The organism is Kitasatospora sp. NPDC034533 (assembly GCF_055575155.1).
In genome coordinates, this window is record NZ_JBVITE010000009.1 from 117,605 (window position 1) to 136,498 (window position 18,894).

General features: G+C 74.6%; 21 protein-coding genes. 9 read left to right on the plus strand and 12 right to left on the minus strand.

The window, feature by feature from the left end; genetic code table 11:
- Positions 1-121: 121 nt before the first annotated feature.
- Together ACZ55U_RS09395 and ACZ55U_RS09400 are read right to left on the minus strand one after the other, a co-directional pair.
- Positions 122-757 (minus strand): sigma 54 modulation/S30EA ribosomal C-terminal domain-containing protein, encoded by a 636-nt coding sequence (locus tag ACZ55U_RS09395; RefSeq protein ID WP_465524148.1) that lies wholly within the window; start codon positions 755-757, stop codon positions 122-124.
- 287 nt (positions 758-1,044) lie between these two features.
- Positions 1,045-1,380 carry a GNAT family N-acetyltransferase gene (locus tag ACZ55U_RS09400; protein ID WP_465524149.1) on the minus strand — a complete coding sequence of 112 codons (336 nt, stop codon included), beginning with the start codon at positions 1,378-1,380 and terminating at the stop codon, positions 1,045-1,047.
- 187 nt (positions 1,381-1,567) lie between these two features.
- On the opposite strand from ACZ55U_RS09400, the gene ACZ55U_RS09405 reads away from it, so the two are divergent.
- A complete protein-coding gene (locus tag ACZ55U_RS09405) occupies positions 1,568-1,891 on the plus strand; it encodes a DUF3040 domain-containing protein (protein WP_465524151.1) in 324 nt (107 codons plus the stop codon).
- On the opposite strand, the gene ACZ55U_RS09410 is transcribed toward ACZ55U_RS09405, so the two are convergent.
- Positions 1,817-3,043, minus strand: a complete 1,227-nt coding sequence (locus ACZ55U_RS09410) for an AI-2E family transporter (RefSeq protein ID WP_465524153.1) — start codon at positions 3,041-3,043, stop codon at positions 1,817-1,819. The genes ACZ55U_RS09405 and ACZ55U_RS09410 overlap by 75 nt on opposite strands.
- Positions 3,044-3,418: 375 nt before the next feature.
- On the opposite strand from ACZ55U_RS09410, the gene ACZ55U_RS09415 reads away from it, so the two are divergent.
- Positions 3,419-3,655, plus strand: a complete 237-nt coding sequence (locus ACZ55U_RS09415) for a DUF6296 family protein (RefSeq protein WP_465524155.1) — start codon at positions 3,419-3,421, stop codon at positions 3,653-3,655.
- Positions 3,656-3,796: 141 nt separating this feature from the next.
- On the opposite strand, the gene ACZ55U_RS09420 is transcribed toward ACZ55U_RS09415, so the two are convergent.
- The 3 genes from ACZ55U_RS09420 to ACZ55U_RS09430 all read right to left on the minus strand — a co-directional run bounded on the left by ACZ55U_RS09420 (position 3,797) and on the right by ACZ55U_RS09430 (position 5,132).
- Positions 3,797-4,021, minus strand: coding sequence for a hypothetical protein (locus tag ACZ55U_RS09420; protein ID WP_380732698.1), 225 nt, complete (start codon positions 4,019-4,021; stop codon positions 3,797-3,799).
- Positions 4,022-4,190: 169 nt separating this feature from the next.
- Complete coding sequence (locus ACZ55U_RS09425) at positions 4,191-4,598, minus strand: DUF6343 family protein (RefSeq protein WP_465524157.1); 408 nt, start codon at positions 4,596-4,598, stop codon at positions 4,191-4,193.
- A gap of 81 nt (positions 4,599-4,679) precedes the next feature.
- Positions 4,680-5,132, minus strand: a complete 453-nt coding sequence (locus ACZ55U_RS09430) for a hypothetical protein (RefSeq protein WP_465524159.1) — start codon at positions 5,130-5,132, stop codon at positions 4,680-4,682.
- A gap of 578 nt (positions 5,133-5,710) precedes the next feature.
- On the opposite strand from ACZ55U_RS09430, the gene ACZ55U_RS09435 reads away from it, so the two are divergent.
- A complete protein-coding gene (locus ACZ55U_RS09435; RefSeq protein ID WP_465524161.1) occupies positions 5,711-7,705 on the plus strand; it encodes a LamG-like jellyroll fold domain-containing protein in 1,995 nt (664 codons plus the stop codon).
- A 59-nt stretch (positions 7,706-7,764) separates the two neighbouring features.
- On the opposite strand, the gene ACZ55U_RS09440 is transcribed toward ACZ55U_RS09435, so the two are convergent.
- Positions 7,765-8,475 (minus strand): TetR/AcrR family transcriptional regulator C-terminal domain-containing protein, encoded by a 711-nt coding sequence (locus tag ACZ55U_RS09440; RefSeq protein ID WP_465524163.1) that lies wholly within the window; start codon positions 8,473-8,475, stop codon positions 7,765-7,767.
- A gap of 39 nt (positions 8,476-8,514) precedes the next feature.
- Between ACZ55U_RS09440 and ACZ55U_RS09445 the strand changes: the two genes are divergently transcribed.
- Positions 8,515-9,966 (plus strand): FAD-dependent monooxygenase, encoded by a 1,452-nt coding sequence (locus ACZ55U_RS09445; protein WP_465524165.1) that lies wholly within the window; start codon positions 8,515-8,517, stop codon positions 9,964-9,966.
- A gap of 27 nt (positions 9,967-9,993) precedes the next feature.
- On the opposite strand, the gene ACZ55U_RS09450 is transcribed toward ACZ55U_RS09445, so the two are convergent.
- Both ACZ55U_RS09450 and ACZ55U_RS09455 read right to left on the minus strand, forming a co-directional pair.
- Positions 9,994-10,179 (minus strand): hypothetical protein, encoded by a 186-nt coding sequence (locus ACZ55U_RS09450; RefSeq protein WP_465524167.1) that lies wholly within the window; start codon positions 10,177-10,179, stop codon positions 9,994-9,996.
- A 74-nt stretch (positions 10,180-10,253) separates the two neighbouring features.
- Positions 10,254-10,427: a CsbD family protein gene (locus tag ACZ55U_RS09455; RefSeq protein ID WP_465524169.1), complete on the minus strand. Its 174-nt coding sequence runs from the start codon at positions 10,425-10,427 to the stop codon at positions 10,254-10,256.
- A gap of 656 nt (positions 10,428-11,083) precedes the next feature.
- On the opposite strand from ACZ55U_RS09455, the gene ACZ55U_RS09460 reads away from it, so the two are divergent.
- Positions 11,084-12,628 (plus strand): threonine/serine exporter family protein, encoded by a 1,545-nt coding sequence (locus ACZ55U_RS09460; RefSeq protein WP_465524171.1) that lies wholly within the window; start codon positions 11,084-11,086, stop codon positions 12,626-12,628.
- 163 nt (positions 12,629-12,791) lie between these two features.
- A complete protein-coding gene (locus tag ACZ55U_RS09465; protein ID WP_465524173.1) occupies positions 12,792-12,947 on the plus strand; it encodes a DUF6131 family protein in 156 nt (51 codons plus the stop codon).
- A 78-nt stretch (positions 12,948-13,025) separates the two neighbouring features.
- Here ACZ55U_RS09465 and ACZ55U_RS09470 read toward each other — a convergent pair whose 3' ends face one another.
- Positions 13,026-13,367: a hypothetical protein gene (locus tag ACZ55U_RS09470; protein WP_465524175.1), complete on the minus strand. Its 342-nt coding sequence runs from the start codon at positions 13,365-13,367 to the stop codon at positions 13,026-13,028.
- A 229-nt stretch (positions 13,368-13,596) separates the two neighbouring features.
- On the opposite strand from ACZ55U_RS09470, the gene ACZ55U_RS09475 reads away from it, so the two are divergent.
- The 3 genes from ACZ55U_RS09475 (at position 13,597) to ctaF (ending at position 16,538) form a co-directional block, all read left to right on the plus strand.
- Positions 13,597-14,238 carry an L-threonylcarbamoyladenylate synthase gene (locus ACZ55U_RS09475; protein WP_465524177.1) on the plus strand — a complete coding sequence of 214 codons (642 nt, stop codon included), beginning with the start codon at positions 13,597-13,599 and terminating at the stop codon, positions 14,236-14,238.
- Between the two features lie 189 nt (positions 14,239-14,427).
- The gene (gene ctaD, locus ACZ55U_RS09480; protein ID WP_465524179.1) at positions 14,428-16,146 is read left to right on the plus strand and encodes an aa3-type cytochrome oxidase subunit I; all 1,719 of its coding nucleotides are present in this window, start codon (positions 14,428-14,430) and stop codon (positions 16,144-16,146) included.
- Positions 16,143-16,538 (plus strand): aa3-type cytochrome oxidase subunit IV, encoded by a 396-nt coding sequence (gene ctaF, locus ACZ55U_RS09485; protein ID WP_465524181.1) that lies wholly within the window; start codon positions 16,143-16,145, stop codon positions 16,536-16,538. Before ctaD ends, ctaF begins: the two co-directional genes overlap by 4 nt.
- Here ctaF and qcrB read toward each other — a convergent pair.
- On the minus strand, positions 16,504-18,213 hold the full coding sequence (gene qcrB / locus ACZ55U_RS09490; protein ID WP_465524183.1) for a cytochrome bc1 complex cytochrome b subunit: 1,710 nt from the start codon (positions 18,211-18,213) through the stop codon (positions 16,504-16,506). The two genes, ctaF and qcrB, sit on opposite strands and share 35 nt — an antisense overlap.
- A gap of 133 nt (positions 18,214-18,346) precedes the next feature.
- Complete coding sequence (locus ACZ55U_RS09495; protein ID WP_465524185.1) at positions 18,347-18,769, minus strand: SsgA family sporulation/cell division regulator; 423 nt, start codon at positions 18,767-18,769, stop codon at positions 18,347-18,349.
- Between the last annotated feature and the right edge of the window lie 125 nt (positions 18,770-18,894).

Here is an 18,894-nt window from a genome sequence, read left to right on the forward strand (position 1 = left end):
ACCCCACCCCCCCCCCCCCCCCCCACCCCCCCCTCCCCCCCCCCCCCCCCCCCCCCCCCCCCCCCCCTTCCCCCCCCCCCCCCCCCCCCCACGGCGGTGTTCCGGCCGGTGGCCGGTGCCGTCAGAGGCGGCCCGTGATCAGGCCGAGACCGCCGTCGAACCGGCGGTAGAGCACCCGGCCGCGTCCGCTGTCCGGGTCCGCGAAGAACAGGAACGGCAGTTCCGCCCCCGTCAGCCGGTCGACGGCCTGAGCCCGCGTCAGCCGAGGCGCGCCGTGCGGACTGAGGGTGATCGGCGAGGTCCGGCGGCCGGCCGGACCGGCGGGGACGGTACGGGCGAGGCGGTAGCCGGTCGGCCCGACCCGGTAGACCACGGCGTCGGTCTCGGTCGCCGGATCGGTGAACAGGTGGATGTCGTAGTCCATCGCGTCCATGGTCCGGGCGGCGGCCTCCGGCGAACACCACACCAGCGAGGGCTCCTTGTGCCGGACGACCCGCGGCTCACGGACGGCCTCGCCGGTCGGGCCGGCGGGCCCGGCCGGGCGGTGGATCGGCCAGGGACGCGGCGTCCAGGCGCCGGTGACGGCCCTGATCCTCCCGCGCAGCGCTTCGCTCACCCGGTCGAGGGAGTCGCCCAGCCCGGCCGCGGCCTCCTGGACGCGGATCCGCCGGCCGTCCACCTCGGCGTTCACCTGCGCCAGCACGCCCCCGGCCACGGCCGCGAGCCGGACCCGCAGGGACTCCACCAGCGTCCCCACCCCCCGGAGCCTCCGCCGCGGCGGCCACCCGGGCCCGTGCCTCGGCCAGGACCTCGCCGGTCAGCCCCTCGAACGCCCTCACCGTGACCAACTCGCCCATCACCAGGCCCTTCCACTGCCAGTCGGCGCATACCGGCGACCAGGATCCCCGCCGACCGGCCGCGCGGACAGGGCCCAAGGACCCCACGTCGAAGGGCCGGGCGGGCCGGGGGCGGCGGGGACCGGTGCGACCGCCCGCCCGCCGGACCGGCACCGGGCGAAGGGAGGGCCCGGCGGGGACGGGCGGGTCAGTACAGCTGGGTGCGCAGCCACCCCTTGACCTCGGGGGTGACCGGGTCGGTGATGTCGCCGAACTCCTCGTGCTTCAGCAGGAACTTGGCGACGTACGGGCAGATCGGCACGATCCGCCTGCCGTTCGCGCGGACGTCCGTCAGGGCCTCCCGCACCAGGCGCGAGGCGAGGCCCTGGCCGGCGAAGGCCTCGTCGACCTCGGTGTGGAAGAAGACCCGCTGCGCGTCGTGGTCCCGGTACTCGGTGAAGCCGGCGAGCGCGCCGTCGACGAGGATCTCGTAGCGGTTGCGGTCGTCAGCCCGCTCGACGACGACGTTGCTGGCAGTGGTCACGGGGTGGCCCTTTCTGGCGCGGGGCGTGCCGTCGGCAGGGGCTCCCGACGGCACCGGTCAGCGGGAATCCTGCCAGGTCAACGGGCCCCCGACTATCCCGAGCCGGTACTGTTCGCGGCGCCCGGGCCGGGTTACGGAGCCATCGGGCCGGGCAGCCGCCGGAGCGGGGGGACGGGAGGTGGCGACCATGGACGGGCCCGGGCTGTCCCGCCGGGAGCTGCGGATCCTGGTGGAGATCGAGGAGGAACTGCGCGCGGACGACCGGCTCGACCGCGCGATGCGCACCATGCGGCCGGGCCCGGGCCGGCTGCCGTACCGGGCCCTGGGCCTCGCCGCGCGGGTGCCGCTCGCCGTGCTGTCGGTGCTGCTGGCCCTCTCGGTGGGCCTGCTGCTGGTCAGCGCCGATGACCACCCGCCCGTCGTCCTGGCCGTCTTCTCACTGGTCTGGGCGCCGACCCTGCTCCTTTCCACGACGCGGCTGATCGCGCGCCGCCGGGGGCCCACCCGCTGAGCCGCGCGGCCCTCCCCGGCCGCGCAGTTCGCCGAGCACCGCCCAGGCGACCGACACCACCGGCACCGCCACCACCGCGCCCAGGACCCCCGCCAGCACGGCGCCGCCGGCCACCGACACGGCGATGGCCACCGGATGGATGCGCACCGACCAGCTGAGCACCAGCGGGTGCAGCAGATGGCCCTCGATCTGGCCGATGACCACGATCAGCGCGAGCACCAGCAGGGCGATCACCGGGCCTCGGGCGGCGAGCGCCACCACCGCGGCGATGGCCAGGGCGATCGGGGAACCGATCAGCGGGACGAGGGTCGCCGCGAACTCCAGCACCATCAGCGGCATCACCAGAGGCACCCGCAGGACGGCCAGCGCGATGCCCACCAGCACCGCGTTGGAGGCCGCCACGATCAGCACGCCCCGGGTGTAGCCCGCGAAGGTGTGCCAGGCGGCGCGACCGGCGCGGTCGCAGACCGAGCGGCTGCGGGCCGGCAGCTGCTGCTGCGCCCAGGCCCACATCCGCTCGCCGGAGTGCAGGAAGAAGACCGAGCAGAACACCGCGAGCGCCAGCCCGGTGACCAGTTCGACGACCCGGCTTGCGCCGCTGAGCGCGGTGTTGACCAGGGTGGCGCGGTGGGCGGCCACGAACTCGCCGATCTTGGTCCGCAGGCCGGTGACCGTCCCGGGCCGCAGGTGGAAGGGGGCCCGGGTGAGCCAGTGGTCGATCCGGGTGAGACCGCCGCGCAGTTCGTTGTCCAGCCGGCTCCACTCGGCGGCGACGGTGGTGCCCACCAGCGTGAGGACCCCGCCGATGACGGCGATGGTGCACAGGAAGGTGATCAGGACGGCGAGCGAGCGGGGCATCGTCCGGGCCAGCAGGTCGACCGGCGGGCGCAGGACGGAGGTGATGACCAGCGCCACGAAGACGGCTACGGCGGGCAGTTCGAGCCGGGTCAGGACCTGGACGACCAGGAAGGCGGCGAGCCCCAGGAGTGCCAGCCTCCAGGTGTACCCGGCGGCCGTCCGCAGCCCGGGGGAGACGCGCTCACCGGACGGCTGTCCCCGGCCCGGTGCCGCGGCACGGGCCCGCTGGGAACGCACCCGGGGGTGGCGGCTGCCCAACGGTACGGGCCGCCGGCCGGCGCCGTTCACTCCCACGGGCGGTCTCCTCGGGCTCGGCCGGTGCGGTGTCGTCTCACGCCACGATGACCCATGCCGCGGCGGTTCGCCCGGCGGTGCTCCGCCGGGCGGCGGCCGGGGGCGCCGCCCGGGGCGCTCGGGCGGCCCGCCCGTCGTGGGACCCCGGTGGCGCCCCCCAGGGGCCGGACGTCGCGCACCACGGGGCTCCGGTACGCCGGGCGGGGCCGTCCCGGCGGCCGGACGCGGGGTGTGACCGCCACGGAATCGGGCATACGCGAGACCGGACACTCCCCGGGCCCGGGCGCCGGCGTCGGCTCGTCCGTATACAAGCGGTCGGGCCGGGTGGAGAATCGATGGCACAGGGGGCACAGGGTGGGAGAGATGGAGGCGGTGATGGGAAGCCTCGCCCGCCGTTGTGCGGTGACACTCCCGGGCGCGATCGGCGGACACGCTCCGCTGTGCGTGGTCGTCGTGCACGAGACGCGGACCAAGGGACCGGGCGGGGGCTTCGTCTGGGAGAGCCAGGACGGTGGCCTCCGGGTGGAGATCACCGGAGAGGTGGCCACCGTCCTGGCAGGTCCCGGGACCGGCAGCCGGCACCCGTGCCTGCAGGCGGTGCCGCTGCCCTGAGACGTCGGAACGACGCCTCGGGCCGGCAGGACGACGCCTCGGGACGACGTGCCGAAACGGACCCGAACGGATCGGAACGAAGAGAAAAACGGACGAAGGAAGGGACGGAGGAGGCCAGGGGGCGGACACCGCACCGGACGGTCACCGGGCGCTGGCGGCCAAGGCCTCGCGCACGGTGACCAGGCAGGGGTCGCAGTACCGGTCCGGCCCGGCCGCACCGGTACCGTCCGCTGCCGGGACGACGCGCTGGGAGGGTTCGAGGAAGCGCCCGCACAACGAGGACGACGCGTCGTCCTTCGCCACCACGTGCCACACCACGGCGGGCGGGGACACCGCCGGGTCGTGCTCGGCCCACATCTCGTACACGGCGTTACCTCCGGATCGCTGGGGGCTCGGGTGAGTCCATGCAACCCCGGGGTCTGCCGAACGGCCACCGGGCCGGACCCGGTGGGATGGTTGTGGCCCGGAGAGGGTTGCTCCCGGCGGGTCGCGCGGTCCGGTGCCGTGAGCCGGCGCGGGGACCCCACGGGCCCGCTCACGAACTCCGGTCGGTCCGGTCCCGGCCCTGCCCGGCGGCCAGACGGCGCCGGATCACCAGGAGGTCGAGGCCGGTGATCCCGGCGAACCCGGCGCACAGGACGGCGAAGAAGGCGTAGGTCCCCTGGTTCGGCGCGGGGCCCGGCCCGGCCAGCGCGGCCAGGACGGAGAAGAGCACCACCGCGGCGACGAACAGCACCAGGAAGATCCGCGACAGCAGCCGCCGCAGCTCCAGGTCCGAACGGGCGGTCACCGGCTCGTCGCCGCGGCGCACCATCCTCTGGGGCCGGAGCTGCGGCATGGTCCGGCCGGGGCCCTGCGGGGCGTGCGGGAAGTCGTGGCGCTCGCCGGTCGGGCGGTGCGCCCTGCCTCCGCGCTGCGTGCCTGGTCTGCGTTGTACGGCCATGACGGCCCCCGAACGAGTCGGTCGGTTGTCTTCGCCCGCGCGCCTACCCCGGTCCGGTGCCGGCACACGCGCGGCGGGCGCTCACCGGGGCGGCCCGAGCCACAGCCGTACGGCCGACTGGGGGCCCTGCTCCTCGCGGCCGGCCTCGTGCGCCGGGCAGCGGGCGGCGAGGGCGCGCACCACCCGCTCGACGTCCTCGGGGGCGCCGAGCAGGTCCGCCGCGAGACCTTCCGGCAGGGCGAGCGGCGGCCCCGGCGAGCCCGCCCGATGGGCGTCGAAGGTCTGGGAGAGGCTCATCGACGGGCTCGGCGCGGGGCCGGCGGGGTCACGGCTGATCCGGGGTTCGGCCACCACCCGGGCGCCCTCCGAGGTCAGGGCGGGCGGGTCCTCCCAGACGTTGCCGATCAGCGTCCGGCCGCGTCCGGTGTGGGTCGGGAAGGCGCCCTCCAGCGCGTCGAGCACGGCGTCCGCCGCCTCGCGCGGGCCCTCGCCGAGCCGTACCAGGACGTGCCCGGCCGCCAGGGGGAGTCCCATCGCAGCCACCTCCTCGGGCCCGGCGAAGGATCCGGCCGGTGAGCCGTCCCCTTCCGTTCTACGGCCGCTCCGTGCCGGCCCGCACCTCCGGGCGGGAGGATGCCTCAACCCCGCCGCAGCCGGGAGAGCAACTCCGGCAGGCTCGCCACCGAGCCCCTGCACGGTGGGGCCCGGTTCCCCGGCGCCGCGCCGGGGCCGCGTTGCCGGTGCGGTCCGGGACGCCGGTGACCCCGCGCCGCCGCGCCGCCGGGCCCCGAGCACCTCGGGCCCGAGCGCCGGGTGCGCGAGGTGGTGCCGGTCGGCAGCGCGCACCGGACGCCCTCGGCGTCGCGCGGCCGGGGCCTCCACCGCGTCGGGGGGCCGACCGGCCATGCGCACGCCGTCCGGGTCGTGCGGCGCCGCCCGGTGACGTCCCGTGCGGACCGTAGCCGTCCCGGCCCCGGTCGGCCCCCGCTCCCGGCCGGCCCCGCTCCGGCCCGTCGGATTCCGCCGCTGTTCAGCGGAGCGTGGCCCGCCCGATGATCTCCGACCGACCCCGGTACGTACCGTCAGGGCCCAAACCACTTCCGGGAGCGAACATGCACGACATCCAGGCGACCGAGCACGAGTGCGGCTGCCCGCGGACCGCCGACCTCGACGGGGAGGGCCCGGCCGCGGCCGGCCGGCGCCGGTTCCTGCGCGGGGCCGGGCTGCTGGGCGCCGCCGGGGTCGGCACCGCCGGGCTCGGTCTGCTCGGCGCGGTGCCCGCGCGGGCGGCCGGCACCGAGGCGGCCGACGGGCCCGGCGGGGCGGCGAAGAAGCCCAAGAAGGGCAAGGGCCACGGGCGTTGGCAGCCCGACCCGGACGCCCGGCAGTTCACCTTCGTCGTCATGCCGGACACCCAGTACCTGTTCGACCAGGACCGGATCCACCCGGCGCCGGTGGAGGCCTCGATCCGCTACGTGCTGGACGGCGGGGTCAACCGGGAGGACGGGACGGACGACAACATCGTCTTCCTGGCCCACCTCGGCGACGTCACCGAGAACGGGCTGGCCGTCGAGTACGCCGCCGTCACCAAGGTGTTCGGCCTGCTGGACGACGCCGGGGCGGCCTACGGCGTGCTCGCCGGCAACCACGACGTCCGCTCCTCGACCGACGACCAGCGCGGCAGCACCCCGTACCTGGAGACCTTCGGCAAGGCCCGGGCCGCCCGCACCTCCGGATACCGCGGGTCCAGCCCCGACGGCTACAACACCTGCCACGTGTTCCGCGCGGGCGGCCGCGACTGGATGGTGCTCTCGCTGGATTGGCGGCTCTCCGACGCGGGCTTCGCCTGGGCGAACGGGATGATCGCGGCCAACCCCGAGGTCCCGGTGATCCTGACCACCCACGACCTGGCACACGCCGACGACAGCGGCCGCGCCGAGCTGTCCGACTACGGGAAGCGGCTCTGGGAGCGGCTGATCAGCGGCAACGACCAGGTCTTCCTGACCGTCAACGGTCACTACTGGCCGCCCGGGCGCACGGTGCTGAGGAACAGGGCCGGCCACGACGTGCACGTCCACATCACCAACTACCAGGACCGCTACTACGGCGGCGCGGCGATGATCCGGGCGTACCGCTTCGACCTCGACCGGAACACCGTCGACGTGTCGACCTTCTCGCCGTGGATCCAGCAGACCGCCGCCGAGCAGCGCAACAAGCTGGCGGCCCAGGAGGCCGAACTGACCTCGGACGTGGACCGCTTCTCGCTCGCGATCGACTTCGACCGCCGCTTCGCCGGATTCGCGCCCCGCCCGCAGCGCCCGGCGCGCCGGGCGGGCGAGCTGCTGGTGCGCGACACGGTGGCCTACTGGCGGTTCGACGACGGGGGCGGCGACGGCACGGCCGTCTCCCCGCGGCAGGTCGTCAAGGACCTGACCGGGCACGGCAACGACCTGCTCTGGCAGAGCGCCCCGGGCACGCCGGACGGCGCGCTCAGCTGGTCCGCCGAGCACCACCCGGACCAGCCGGGCCACGGCAGCCTGCTGTTCCGGGGCACCCGGGCGCCGGTCCGCGGCGAATACCTCCAGACCGTGCCCACCGCGCCGGTGAACCGGGAGACCTTCGAGCGCGGTTTCACCGTCGAGGCCTTCTTCAAACTGCCGGCCGACTGGGATCCCGCGCGCAGCCGCTGGTCCGCCCTGCTCAGCCGGTGGGGATCGAGCGCCGAGGCGGGCAAGAACGGGCCCGGGGCGGACGCCGACGAGCCGGTCGCCACGCTCAGCGTCTCCGAGGCGCCCGCCCTCCAGTGGTGCGTCTACCCGCTCAACCAGAGCGGGGCGTCCACCTGTTGGGGGCACCAGCTGCCGCTGGACCGGTGGTGGCACGTCGCGGTGGTCAACGACGGCAAGCTCAGCCGGATGTACGTGGAGGGCTGCGAGGTGGCCCGCAACCCGGCGACGCCCGCCGTCGGGCTGACCACGCTGGGGCGGCCCTGGATGCTGGGCGGCTACGCGTACGCCGGGGTGCTGGACAAGGTCTTCCACGGGTACATCGGGGACGTCCGGATCGTGCGGCGGGCGCTGCGGGTCGGCGAGTTCATGACGGCCTGACGCCCACGCGGGGGGAAGCGCGGCCACCGCCGGGTCCGGGTGCGGGCCCGGCGGTGCCGTCAGCCGAGCAGGGTGGCCTCGACCCCGGCGAGCACCGCCGCCAGACCCTGTTCGAAGCCCTCGTCGAAGTCCTGGAACATCACCCGGCCCGACTCGGCGGCCAGCGGATGGGCGGCCAGCCGCTCGGCGCGGGCGTCCACGTCGCAGCCCTCCCCGCCGTCGAAAGGGCTGGGGCCCATCGCCTGCTCCTCGATGACGTAGCCGATGGTGTAGCTGTAGGCGGTCTGCCAGGCGCGGGCGGCGTTCGCCGGGGTGAAGCCGGCCTCGACCAGCACGCGCAGCGAGGCGTCCAGCCCGGCCGCGTAGCCGGTGTCGGTGAACCGGGCGCCGCTGTAGACCTTCGCGCCGTCGCGGTAGCGCAGCAGCTCGGCGCGCAGGGCGCGCATGGTCGTCAGGTACGTCCCGCGCCAGTCGCCCGCTGATCCGGCCGCCGAGTGACCGGCCGAGTGACCGGCCGGGTGACCGGCCGGGTCACCCGCCGAACCGGCCGCTTCCGGCAGGCCGGTCATGCGGCGCATCATCTCGGTCGCCATCTCGTCCAGCAGCGCCTGCTTGTCCTTGAAGTGCCAGTACAGGGCGGGCGCCTTGACGTCGAGCCGGGCGGCGATGGCGCGCAGCGTCAGGCCGTCCAGACCGGCCTCGTTCAGCAGGTCCAGCGCGGCGCCGACGACCAGGGCGCGGTCGAGCTTGGGGGTTCTCCGGAGGGTCACGATTGACAGTTTAACGCTGTTAAGTGCAGGCTGTCGGCGATGGCGCTGTTTAACAACGTTAAGGAGATCGTGGTGGCCACTGCCGACCCGCACACCGACGTCCTGGTCATCGGAGCCGGGCCCACCGGGCTCGCCCTCGCCCTGGACCTCGCCCGGCACGGCGTCGCCGCGCTGGTGGTCGAACGCGGCACGGAACTCTTCCCCGGCTCGCGCGGCAAGGGGCTCCAGCCGCGCACGCTGGAGGTGCTGGACGACCTCGGGGTGCTCGACCGGGTCCGCGCGGCGGCGGGGCCCTACCCGCCCACCCTGTTCTGGCAGGACGGCGAACCCCAGGAGGAGGGCTGGATGTCCGACCCGGTCGAGCCCACCGAGGCCGAGCCGTACTCCGAGACGCTGATGCTGCCCCAGTGGCGCACCCAGCAGGTGCTGTACGGGCGGCTGCGCGAACTCGGCGGCGAGGTCGCGTTCGGGCGCGAGCTGGTCGCCCTGGCGCAGGACGAGGACGGCGTGACGGCCGAGTTCACCACCGGCGGCCCGGTCCGGGCGCGCTACCTCGTCGCGGCGGACGGCGGGCGCTCGACGGTGCGGCGGCTGCTGGGCATCGGGATGGCCGGCGAGACCGTCGACCCGGCCCCGATGCTGGTCGCGGACGTCCGGATTGACGGGCTGGACCGCGACCACTGGCACGTCTTCCGGCCGGAGGCGGGGCTGCTGGCGATCTGCCCGCTCGCCGGGACCGAGGACTTCCAGCTGGTCGCGCGGTTCCCCGAGGGGACGGCCGTCGACCTCGGCCTCGGCGCACTGCGCGAACTGGTCGCGGCCCGCACCCACCTCACCGCCGAGCAGCTCACCGAACTGCGCTGGATCTCCGAGTTCCGCCCGCGCGCGGCGCTCGCCGACCGCTTCCGGGCGGGCCGGGCGTTCCTCGCCGGCGACGCCGCGCACGTCCACTCGCCGGCCGGGGGGCAGGGCCTCAACACCAGCGTCCAGGACGCCTACAACCTGGGCTGGAAGCTGGCCGCCGTCCTGGCCGGGCGCGTCGCGCCGGACCTGCTGGACAGCTACGAGCAGGAGCGCCGCGCCAACGCGGCGGCGATGCTGGAGCTGTCCACCCGGGTCCACCGAGGCGAGCAGCGCCGCGGCCGGGAGACCCGTCAACTCGGCCTCGGCTACCGGGAGTCCACGCTCACCGTCGAGACCCGCCAGGGCCTCCCGGACGACGCGCTGCGGGCCGGAGACCGTGCCCCGGACGGCCGGCGGGGCGGCCTCCGGCTGTTCGACGCCTTCCGCGGCCCGCACTGGACGCTGCTCACCGTCGGCACCGACGGGCGACTGCCGGCCGTCGCCGCGCCGGTGGTCCGCATCCCGGCCTACGAGGCGTACGGCCGGGGGGTGTTCCTGGTCCGGCCGGACGGCTACCTCGGCTGGGCCGGTGCGACGGCGGACGGCCTCGCGGAGTACGCGCAGCGGTTCGGGCTGCTCGCCCCGTAGCCGGGAGCGGGCAGGGTGCGGAGCCGGTCAGTCGGGCGGCTCGTGGGGGACCGGTTCGTGGGCCGGCTCGGTCGTCCGGTACTCGGGGCCGTCCTTCGGTCCCTTCTCCTCCTCGTGCTCGGGCGCCGGCGAGCCCTCGCCGGTCATCCGGGACTCGGGGGTCTCGACCGGGTCCTGCGGGTCCCTGGGAACGGGCTGCTGCTGGTCGTTCATGAGGTCGCTCCTCCTTCCGGGCGCCGGGAAAGCGGACACCCGGGGCCGTCCGGAGACGGCCGCCGGGTGTCGGGTCAGTGCTTCCCCGCGTCCTTGACCTTCTCGGCGGCCTGCTTCAGGTCGCTCTTCGCCTGCTCGCCCTTGCCCTTGAGTTCGGTCGAGCGGTCGTCGGTGGCCTTTCCGACCGCCTCCTTGACCTTGCCGCCGGCCTTCTCCGCCATGTTCCGCATCTTGTCGTCGGTGCCCATCGTCAGGGTCTCCTCTCGTCGGTGGGGCGAAGTCCGTCCCGAGGCGGCGTCTGCCCCGGGTGCGGGCTTCCATGCGCCGGTTCTCGGTTCGCGGTCCTGACGGCGCGCCGGGCGCACCACTGCCCGCCGAAGCACTCAGCTCTGCCCGGGGTGCGGCTGCGGCGGCGCCGGCGGATCGGGATCGGGATCCGGATACGGCTCCGGGGGCGGGAACGGCGGGATCGGCGGTGGCGCCGGATCGGGCTCCCCGGGCCCCGGTACGGGGTCGGGGCCCGGGTGGGGGATCGGTCGGGTGTCCGGGTCCGGAGGGATCGGGACGGTCATCGGGCGCCTCCTCGGGCCGGGCGCGGCCGGAGCCGGGCGAGCCGGCCGGCCGGCGCCTGTTCGTCTTCGATCGGCCCCTGACGCTGCGCTGCTCGGTTTCGTCCGGGGTCCTCGCGCGGCGCGCCTACCCGAAGGAGGGGAGGCGAATCCGGCGGCCGGGGCCGGGCGGCCGGCCCCGAGGTCGGCACGCGCGGGGCGACGGGGCGTGTACGGCCGGTCGTGCTCCGGTTCGGACGGGTGTGCCGGGTGTGGCGCGTTCGCAACAGCATCACTCCGGGTACTTGATCGGCTGCACGGAGTTGACGACGAGGGGGTGGGGTCAGGGAGTCGCGATGACGGAACACGAGCAGCTCGGCGCGCCTGCCGACCCGGACGGACGTCCCACCCGGGTGCCGCCCCAGGGCCACCCGGCACAGAGCCCACCACCGGCGGGCCCGCCGCCCGCGAGCCCAGGGCCGGGCGCCCGCCCCGAGCCGCCCGGTGAGGGCGCCGCGGCCCCTTGGCCCGACGCGATGCTGTCACTGCTGCGCACCCCGACGGCCGACCGGCAGCCGGCACCGGAGGGAGCCGGAGCCGACCCTCCGGCCGACGCCGAGCCGGCCCGGGTGCTCGACCTGGCGCTCCTGGTCGGCGAACTGCTGCTGGCCAGCGGTGAGGCGGCGGAGGACGTCGAGGCCGCCATGCTCGCCGTCGCGCACGCCTACCGGGTCCACCCCTGCGACCCCCAGGTCACCTTCACCCGGGTGGCGATCTCCTACCAGCCCGGCCCGTCGGAGCCGTCGCTGTCGGTCGAGTGCTCGGTCCGCCGCCCGGCCGTCGACTACGCCCGGCTGGCCGCGGTGTTCCGGCTGGTCACCGAGATGACAGTCGGCGCGATGGCCGTCCCCGAGGCCCACGCCCGCCTGGTGGCCGCACGGCGGAACAGCCGCCGCTACTCCGTGCGGCTGCTCGGGTTCAGCTTCGGCGGGATGGCCGGAGCCGCGACGCTGCTGATCGGCGGCCGGGCCGACGCCCGGGCGTGGCTGGTGTTCGCCAGCGCCGTCGTCGCGGCACTGGCGGGCGACCGGCTCTCGGCGCTGGTGGCGCGGCACGACCTCCCGGCGTTCTACCAGTTCGTGGTGGCGGCGGTACCGGCCGCCGTGATCGGGATCCTGCTCTCGTTCAACGGGCTGCACCTGCGCGGATCGGTGGTGATCACCGGAGGGCTGTACGCGCTGCTGCCGGGGTGGCCGATGGTCGCGGCGGCCCAGGACGGGCTGGCCGGCTTCTACCTCACCGCCGCCGCCCGGCTGCTCGAAGCGCTCTACCTGATGGCCGGCGTGGTGATCGGGGTGATGACGGTGCTCTACGTGGGCGTCAACAACGGCGCGGACCTCGCGTCCCAGACCGCCCCCCACGGGGCGGTGAACCCCCCGCTGCAACTCGCCGCCGCCGTCCTGCTCACGCTGGCCTTCGCGGTGCTGCTGAACACCGAGCCGGCCACGCTGCCCGCCGTCATGCTGAACAGCGCGGCCGGCTGGACCACCTACGGGGTGCTGGTCAACGCCGGCGGCGAGCCGATCCTGGCCACCGGTCTGGCCGCCGGGCTGGTGGGCCTGTCCGGCCAGCTCATGGCGCGCTGCCGGGGGAGCTCGGCGCTGCCGCACATCACCGCCGCACTGGGACCGCTGCTGCCCGGCTCGGTGCTCTACTTCGGGCTGCTCGCCTTCGTCCGGGGCGAGCCCGAGGTCGGGCTGAGCGGTGTCGGGCGGGCCGGGGCGATGGCGATGGCGCTCGCGATCGGCGTCAACCTCGGCCGCGAGCTGGCGCGCCTCTTCCTGCCCGCGCCCCGGGTGGCCCCGCCGCGCCGCCGCCGACGCGGCCGCCACCGTCGGTGAGCGGAAGCGGCGCCCGACCGGTTTGCCCGGGCGGTACGGCGGTACACGCGGGGGTTGTGGAGACGGGCCGGGAAGGACCGGCCCGCTCCCCGGGGCCGGCTCCGGCCGGAGGAGACGCCGGTGCGGCCTCGCCCGACAGCCACCACGTCAACGGGAGACCCTCGTGATCATCCTCGGTGTCATCCTGCTCATCATCGGCTTCGTCACCGGCATCTCGATCCTGTGGACCATCGGCATCATCCTGGCCGTCATCGGTCTGATCCTGTGGGTCGCCGGATCCCTCGGGCACGCCCTCGGCGGACGCCGCCACTACTACTGAAACCGCGCACTGAAACCGCGCTTCCTCCGTACCGAACCGCGCTTCCCGCGCTCCGCGCCACACGTCGGACCCCACCGCTCAGGGGCGGTCCTCGTGCAGTCCGCAGAGCCACGCCAGCGCCCGGTGGACGCCCAGGAGGTACCGGTGATCGGCCCCCTGGGCGCGCGCCCGGTGCAGGCCCACGGCGGCGGCCTGGCACTCGGCCAGCAACTGCGCGTGGCACGGGCCCCCGGCCGCCGCCGTGGCCGCGGCGGTGACCGGAGCCGCGACCTGGGCGCCGGCCGCCCACCGGTAGGCGCCGAGCACGCCGTGCTCGAAACCGGTCCAGGGCCGGGGGCACCGGTTGACCTTGTCGAGCGCGGCGAACACCTCGTCCAGCGGGCGCACGCCCACGGCCGGGACCGTCTCGTCACTGCTCATGTCGGCAACTTACGCCGGGCTGCCGCGACCCGCCCCCGGGAGCAGGGGCGAGGGCGGGGGCGGAGCCCCGCGTCACCCGGACGGCCGAGGCCGCCGGGCGGGCCACCGGGGACCGGCCCCGCCGGGGTGCCGCACCGGGGCGGGTAGGCTGACCAGGTCGTGTCCGGCCGGAGAGGTGGCCGGGCCGGAGGAACGGTGCGGGCCGGCGGCCCGCCGGTGGAGACCCCTGATGACTCGTCGTTTTGACTGCTCGGACGCGTCCGAGCGCGCAGCCGGGCTGCGCGAGGCCGTGGCCGCGGTGCGCCGCGGTGAGCTGGTCGTCCTGCCCACGGACACCGTGTACGGGGTGGGCGCGGACGCCTTCTCGCCGCAGGCGGTGGACCGTCTGCTGCGCGCCAAGGGCCGTGGCCGCAACATGCCCTCGCCGGTGCTGGTCGGCTCGCCGGAGGCGCTGGACGGGCTGGTCGAGGTGACGGAGCGCGCCCGGGACCTCGTCAAGGAGTTCTGGCCGGGCGGGCTGACCGTCGTCGCCCGCCACCTGCCGTCGGTCGAGCTGGACCTCGGCGACACCCACGGGACGGTCGCGGTGCGGATGCCCGCGCACCCGGTCGCCATCGAACTGCTCGACGCCACCGGACCGCTGGCCGTCTCCAGCGCGAACCTGACCGGGCACGACTCGCCGCAGGACTGCGACGCCGCCCAGGGCATGCTGGGCGACTCGGTGGCGGTCTACCTCGACGGGGGGCCGACCGCGGCGGCCGTGCCCTCCTCGATCGTGGACATCACCGGCGAGGTGCCGGTCCTGCTGCGGGCGGGCGCCATCGACATCGAGCGCCTGCGCGAGGTGGTCCCCGGCCTGCGCGAGCGCTGAGCCCGGCGCCTCGCAGCGCGCGGCCCCCGGACGGCGGTGCCACCCGGTCGACAGCACCGCGTGGCACCCCGGCGGCCCGGCCGGTCGCCGCTAGGGTCGGCGATGGCGTGCGAGGGCGGGCCCTCCGCTGGTCGGGGAGGGGGTCGGCGCCGTGACCGGGGGCGTCACCGGCTCCGCTGCGGAGGTTCCATGAGCGCTTCGTCCACCGCGCCGCCCCGGGCGCCGCGGGATCGCACCCCGGTCCGGGTCCGGCAGGGCAGCACCCTGCTGCGCTGGCTGTTCACCACGGACCACAAGGTCATCGGGAACCTCTACCTGGCGACGGCCTTCGGCTTCTTCCTGGTCGGGGGCGTGCTCGCGCTGCTGATGCGGGCCCAGCTGATGGGGCCGGACACCGGGCTGGTGTCCAACGAGCGGTACAACCAGCTGTTCACCATGCACGGCACGATCATGCTGCTGCTGTTCGCCACCCCGACCTTCGCCGGGTTCGCCAACGCGATCATGCCGTTGCAGATCGGCTCGCCCGACGTGGCCTTCCCCCGGCTGAACGCCTTCACCTACTGGGCGTTCCTGCTGGGCGGGCTGATGGTGCTGAGCGGCTTCCTCAGCGAGCAGGGCGCGCCCGGGTTCGGCTGGTTCGCCTACGCGCCGCTGAACGGGCCGGTGTTCTCGCCCGGGCAGGGCGGGGACCTGTGGGCGTTCGGCCTGGTGGTGGCCGGTGTGGGCACCATCCTGGGCTCGGTCAACTTCGTCACCACCATCACCTGCCTGCGGGCACCGGGGATGACGCTGTTCCGGATGCCGATCTTCACCTGGAACGTGCTGTTCACGTCGATCATGGTGCTGCTGGCCTTCCCGGTGCTGACCGCCGCCCTGCTCTGCCTGGAGGCGGACCGCAAGTTCGGCGCGCACGCCTTCGACGCGGCGAACGGCGGGGCGCTGCTGTGGCAGCACCTGTTCTGGTTCTTCGGCCACCCGGAGGTCTACATCGTCGCGGTGCCGTTCTTCGGCATCATCACCGAGATCATCCCGGTGTTCAGCCGCAAACCGGTGTTCGGCTACTACGGCATGATCGGTGCCACCATCGCCATCACCGCGCTGTCCATGTCGGTGTGGGCGCACCACATGTTCGCCACCGGCCAGGTGCTGCTGCCGTTCTTCTCGATGATGTCGTTCCTGATCGCGGTGCCCACCGGGGTGAAGTTCTTCAACTGGATCGGCACCATGTGGAACGGCTCGCTGTCCTTCGAGACCCCGATGCTCTGGTCGATCGGCTTCCTGGTGACCTTCCTGTTCGGCGGGCTGAGCGGCGTGCTGCTGGCCGCGCCGCCGATCGACTTCCACGTCACCGACAGCTACTTCGTGGTGGCCCACCTGCACTACGTGCTGTTCGGGACGGTCGTGTTCGCGACGTTCGGCGGCTTCTACTTCTGGTGGCCGAAGCTGACCGGGAAGATGCTCGACGAGAGACTGGGCAAGGTGCACTTCTGGATCCTCTTCGTGGGGTTCCAGACCACCTTCCTGGTGATGCACTGGCTGGGCGCCCAGGGGATGCCGCGCCGCTACGCCACCTACCTGGCGGTGGACGACTTCACGGCGCTGAACGTCTGTGCGTCCATCGGCTCGTTCCTGCTCGGGGTCTCCAACCTGCCGTTCTTCTACAACGTCTGGACCACCACCCGGCACGGCGTCCGGGTCGGGGAGGACGACCCGTGGGGCTGGGGCCGCTCGCTGGAGTGGGCCACCTCCTGCCCACCGCCGTCGCACAACTTCCACGCGCTGCCCCGGATCCGCTCCGAGTCCCCGGCCTTCGACCTGCACCATCCGGAGGTGCCCGCGGAGGAGTCGTCCGGTGACACCGCCGGGCAGCCGTCCGGCCGTACCAGCGGGAAGGGCGGCGGGCGGTGAAGGCGGAGGGGTGGCTGTTCGGCGTGATGACGGCGTTCTTCGCGGTGACCGGACTGGTCTACGGGCTCTGGGCCCGGGAGCCGGCCGGCAAGGCGATCCTGACGGTGGCGTTCCTGATGTCCGGCCTGGTGGCGCTGTTCTGGTTCGTCCAGCACCAGCGCGGGGGTGGCGGTCGGGCACAGGACCGCAAGGAGGCCGAGATCGCGGAGGCCGCCGGACCGGTGGGCTTCTTCCCGGCCCGCAGCGGCTACCCGGTGCTGACGGCGGTCGGCCTGACGGTCTTCGCGCTGGGCCTGGTCTTCGCCCGGTGGCTGCTCGTCGTCGGCGCCGTGGTGCTCGCGCTCGCCGTCGGCGGCTTCATCTTCCAGTACCGCGACCACGGCGGGGGCTGAGCCGGCGCAGCAGCCGCCGGAGCGGGCCTCCCGGCGCGGGCCCGGGGGCCCGGGGCGCCGGGGGAGCGGGGTGGGCCGGGCCGGTGAGGGCGTCCGCGAGGTGCTCCGACTCCCGTTCGCCGGCGGGGAGTTCGACCATGTCGCGGTGGAACCAGGAGCTGGCCGCGGCGCGCGCCCGCTGGTGCCGCGGCGCCCCCTCCGGCGCGGTGACCGGTTCCGGTACGGCGCGCGCCAGGAGCACGTAGCGCTCGGCCGCGGGCACCGGGCGGTGGTGGCCGGAGAAGCCGCCGTCGGGGGACTGGTCGATCCGGCCGGTCTCGTCGCCGTCCAGCAGCCGGGAGCGGTCCCGGTCCTGGAGGGACAGGCAGAGCCGCCGGGTGAGCACGAAGGCCACCGGGGGCAGCACGATCAGCGCCACCCGCAGCACCACGGTGAGCGCGTTGACGGAGACGCCGAACCCGTACGCGATCACGTCGTTGCCGCCGGCGATCAGCAGCACCGCGTAGCAGGTGATCCCGGCGGCGCCCAGCGCGGTGCGGGTGGGCTTGTTGCGCGGGCGGTCGCATAGGTGGTGCTCGCCGGTGTCGCCCTCCAGCCATCGCTCGGCGAAGGGGTAGGCGTAGAGCGCCGCGAAGAGCAGGCCGGGCACCACCACGGCGGGCAGGAACACGTTCCACGACACGGTGTGCCCGAGCACCCTGGTCTCCGCGGCCGGCATCAGCCGCAGCGCCCCCTCGATGAAGCCGATGTACCAGTCAGGCTGGGCGCCCGCCGCGACCACGTCGGGGCGGTAGGAGCCGTACCGCCAGATCGGGTTGATCTCGGCGAGGAAGGCGGACAGCGCCATCACGCCGCCCACCGTGAACAGCAGGCCCGTGGTGCGGGTCAGGAACTGCGGGAAGAACGGCATCCCCACCACGTTGCGGTTGGTGCGGCCGGGGGCCGCCCAGTGGGTGTGCTTCAGCACCACCACCAGCGTCAGGTGCGCCCCGACCAGGGCCAGCAGGAGGCCGGGGACCAGCAGGACGTGCAGGGTGAACAGCCGGGGGATGATCTCGTGCCCGGGGTACTCGCCGCCGAACGCGAACAGGGTGAGGTAGGTGCCGACCAGCGGCACCGAGAGCAGGACGCCCTCGGCGATCCGCAGGCCGGTGCCGGAGAGGGTGTCGTCCGGCAGCGAGTAGCCGGAGAACCCCTCCAGCAGGGCGAGGGTGAACAGCGTCACCCCGATCACCCAGTTGAGCTCGCGCGGGCGGCGGAACGCCCCGGTGAAGAACACCCGGAGCAGGTGCAGGCCGATCGCCGAGGTGAACAACAGCGCCGACCAGTGGTGGATCTGACGGACCATCAGGCCGCCGCGCACCTCGAAGCTGATCCGCAGGGTCGACGCGAACGCCTCGGACACCGGCACGCCGTCCAGCGGCGCGTAGCCGCCCCGGTAGACCACCTCGTTCATGCTCGGGTCGAAGAAGAGGGTCAGGTAGACGCCGGTCAGCAGCAGGACGACGAAGCTGTACAGCGCGAGCTCGCCGAGCAGGAACGACCAGTGGTCCGGGAAGACCTTGCGCAGCAGTTCCCGGCCCGCCTCCATGACCGGCAGCCGCTGGTCCAGCCGGGTCGCGACGCGTTCGCCGGCGGACGGCGCGCGCCCGTTCGAAGCCCTGGTTTCGTCCACGGCAGGAACCTAGTGGCCCGTGCCGCGCGCGGGGCGGCCGAGCACTGCGGTTGGCTCCGGCGGGCGGTGGCAGAGCACTCCAACGGGGGAACGGGCGCGGTCGTCCGGCGGTGGGAGGCGGACCGTCCGCCGGTCAGTCCTCGGTGAGCAGCAGGGCGAGCACGGCGTCCACGTCGAGGTGCTCGGACTCCGTGCCGGCGGGCACCAGGTGGAAGGAGTCCGAGAGGAAGGCGGTGACCTCGTCCTCCGGGGCGCAGAGGACGGCCTGGGCGCCGTCGGGCCCGCGCAGGGTGATCAGCACCTCGCCCAGGTCCCCCGGGCTCACCCGCACGTCACCGGTCCCGGCCGGGGCGTGCCGCCCCTCGTTCAGCAGCTCCCGGCTGAAGTACCAGCGCACCTGGGCCTCGTCCGGCACGCACGCGCAGGACGTCAGCGGGAACGCCAGGCAGGCCGCGTACGGCAGGCTCGGGTCGAACCGCAGCTCCGCGACGATCGGGACGTCGGGCAGCGGGCTGTCGGGGAACGTGACGGGCATCGGGTGGACGGGCATCTGCATCGAACGACCCTCCTGTGGCCGTGAGAGCCGACCCCGTGCGGGCCGGCGCCCCTCTCCGGCCGCCTACCCGGCGCGCCGCGACGCAGTCGGCGGGCACCGAATCTCCACAACCTATCCGTCGGGCA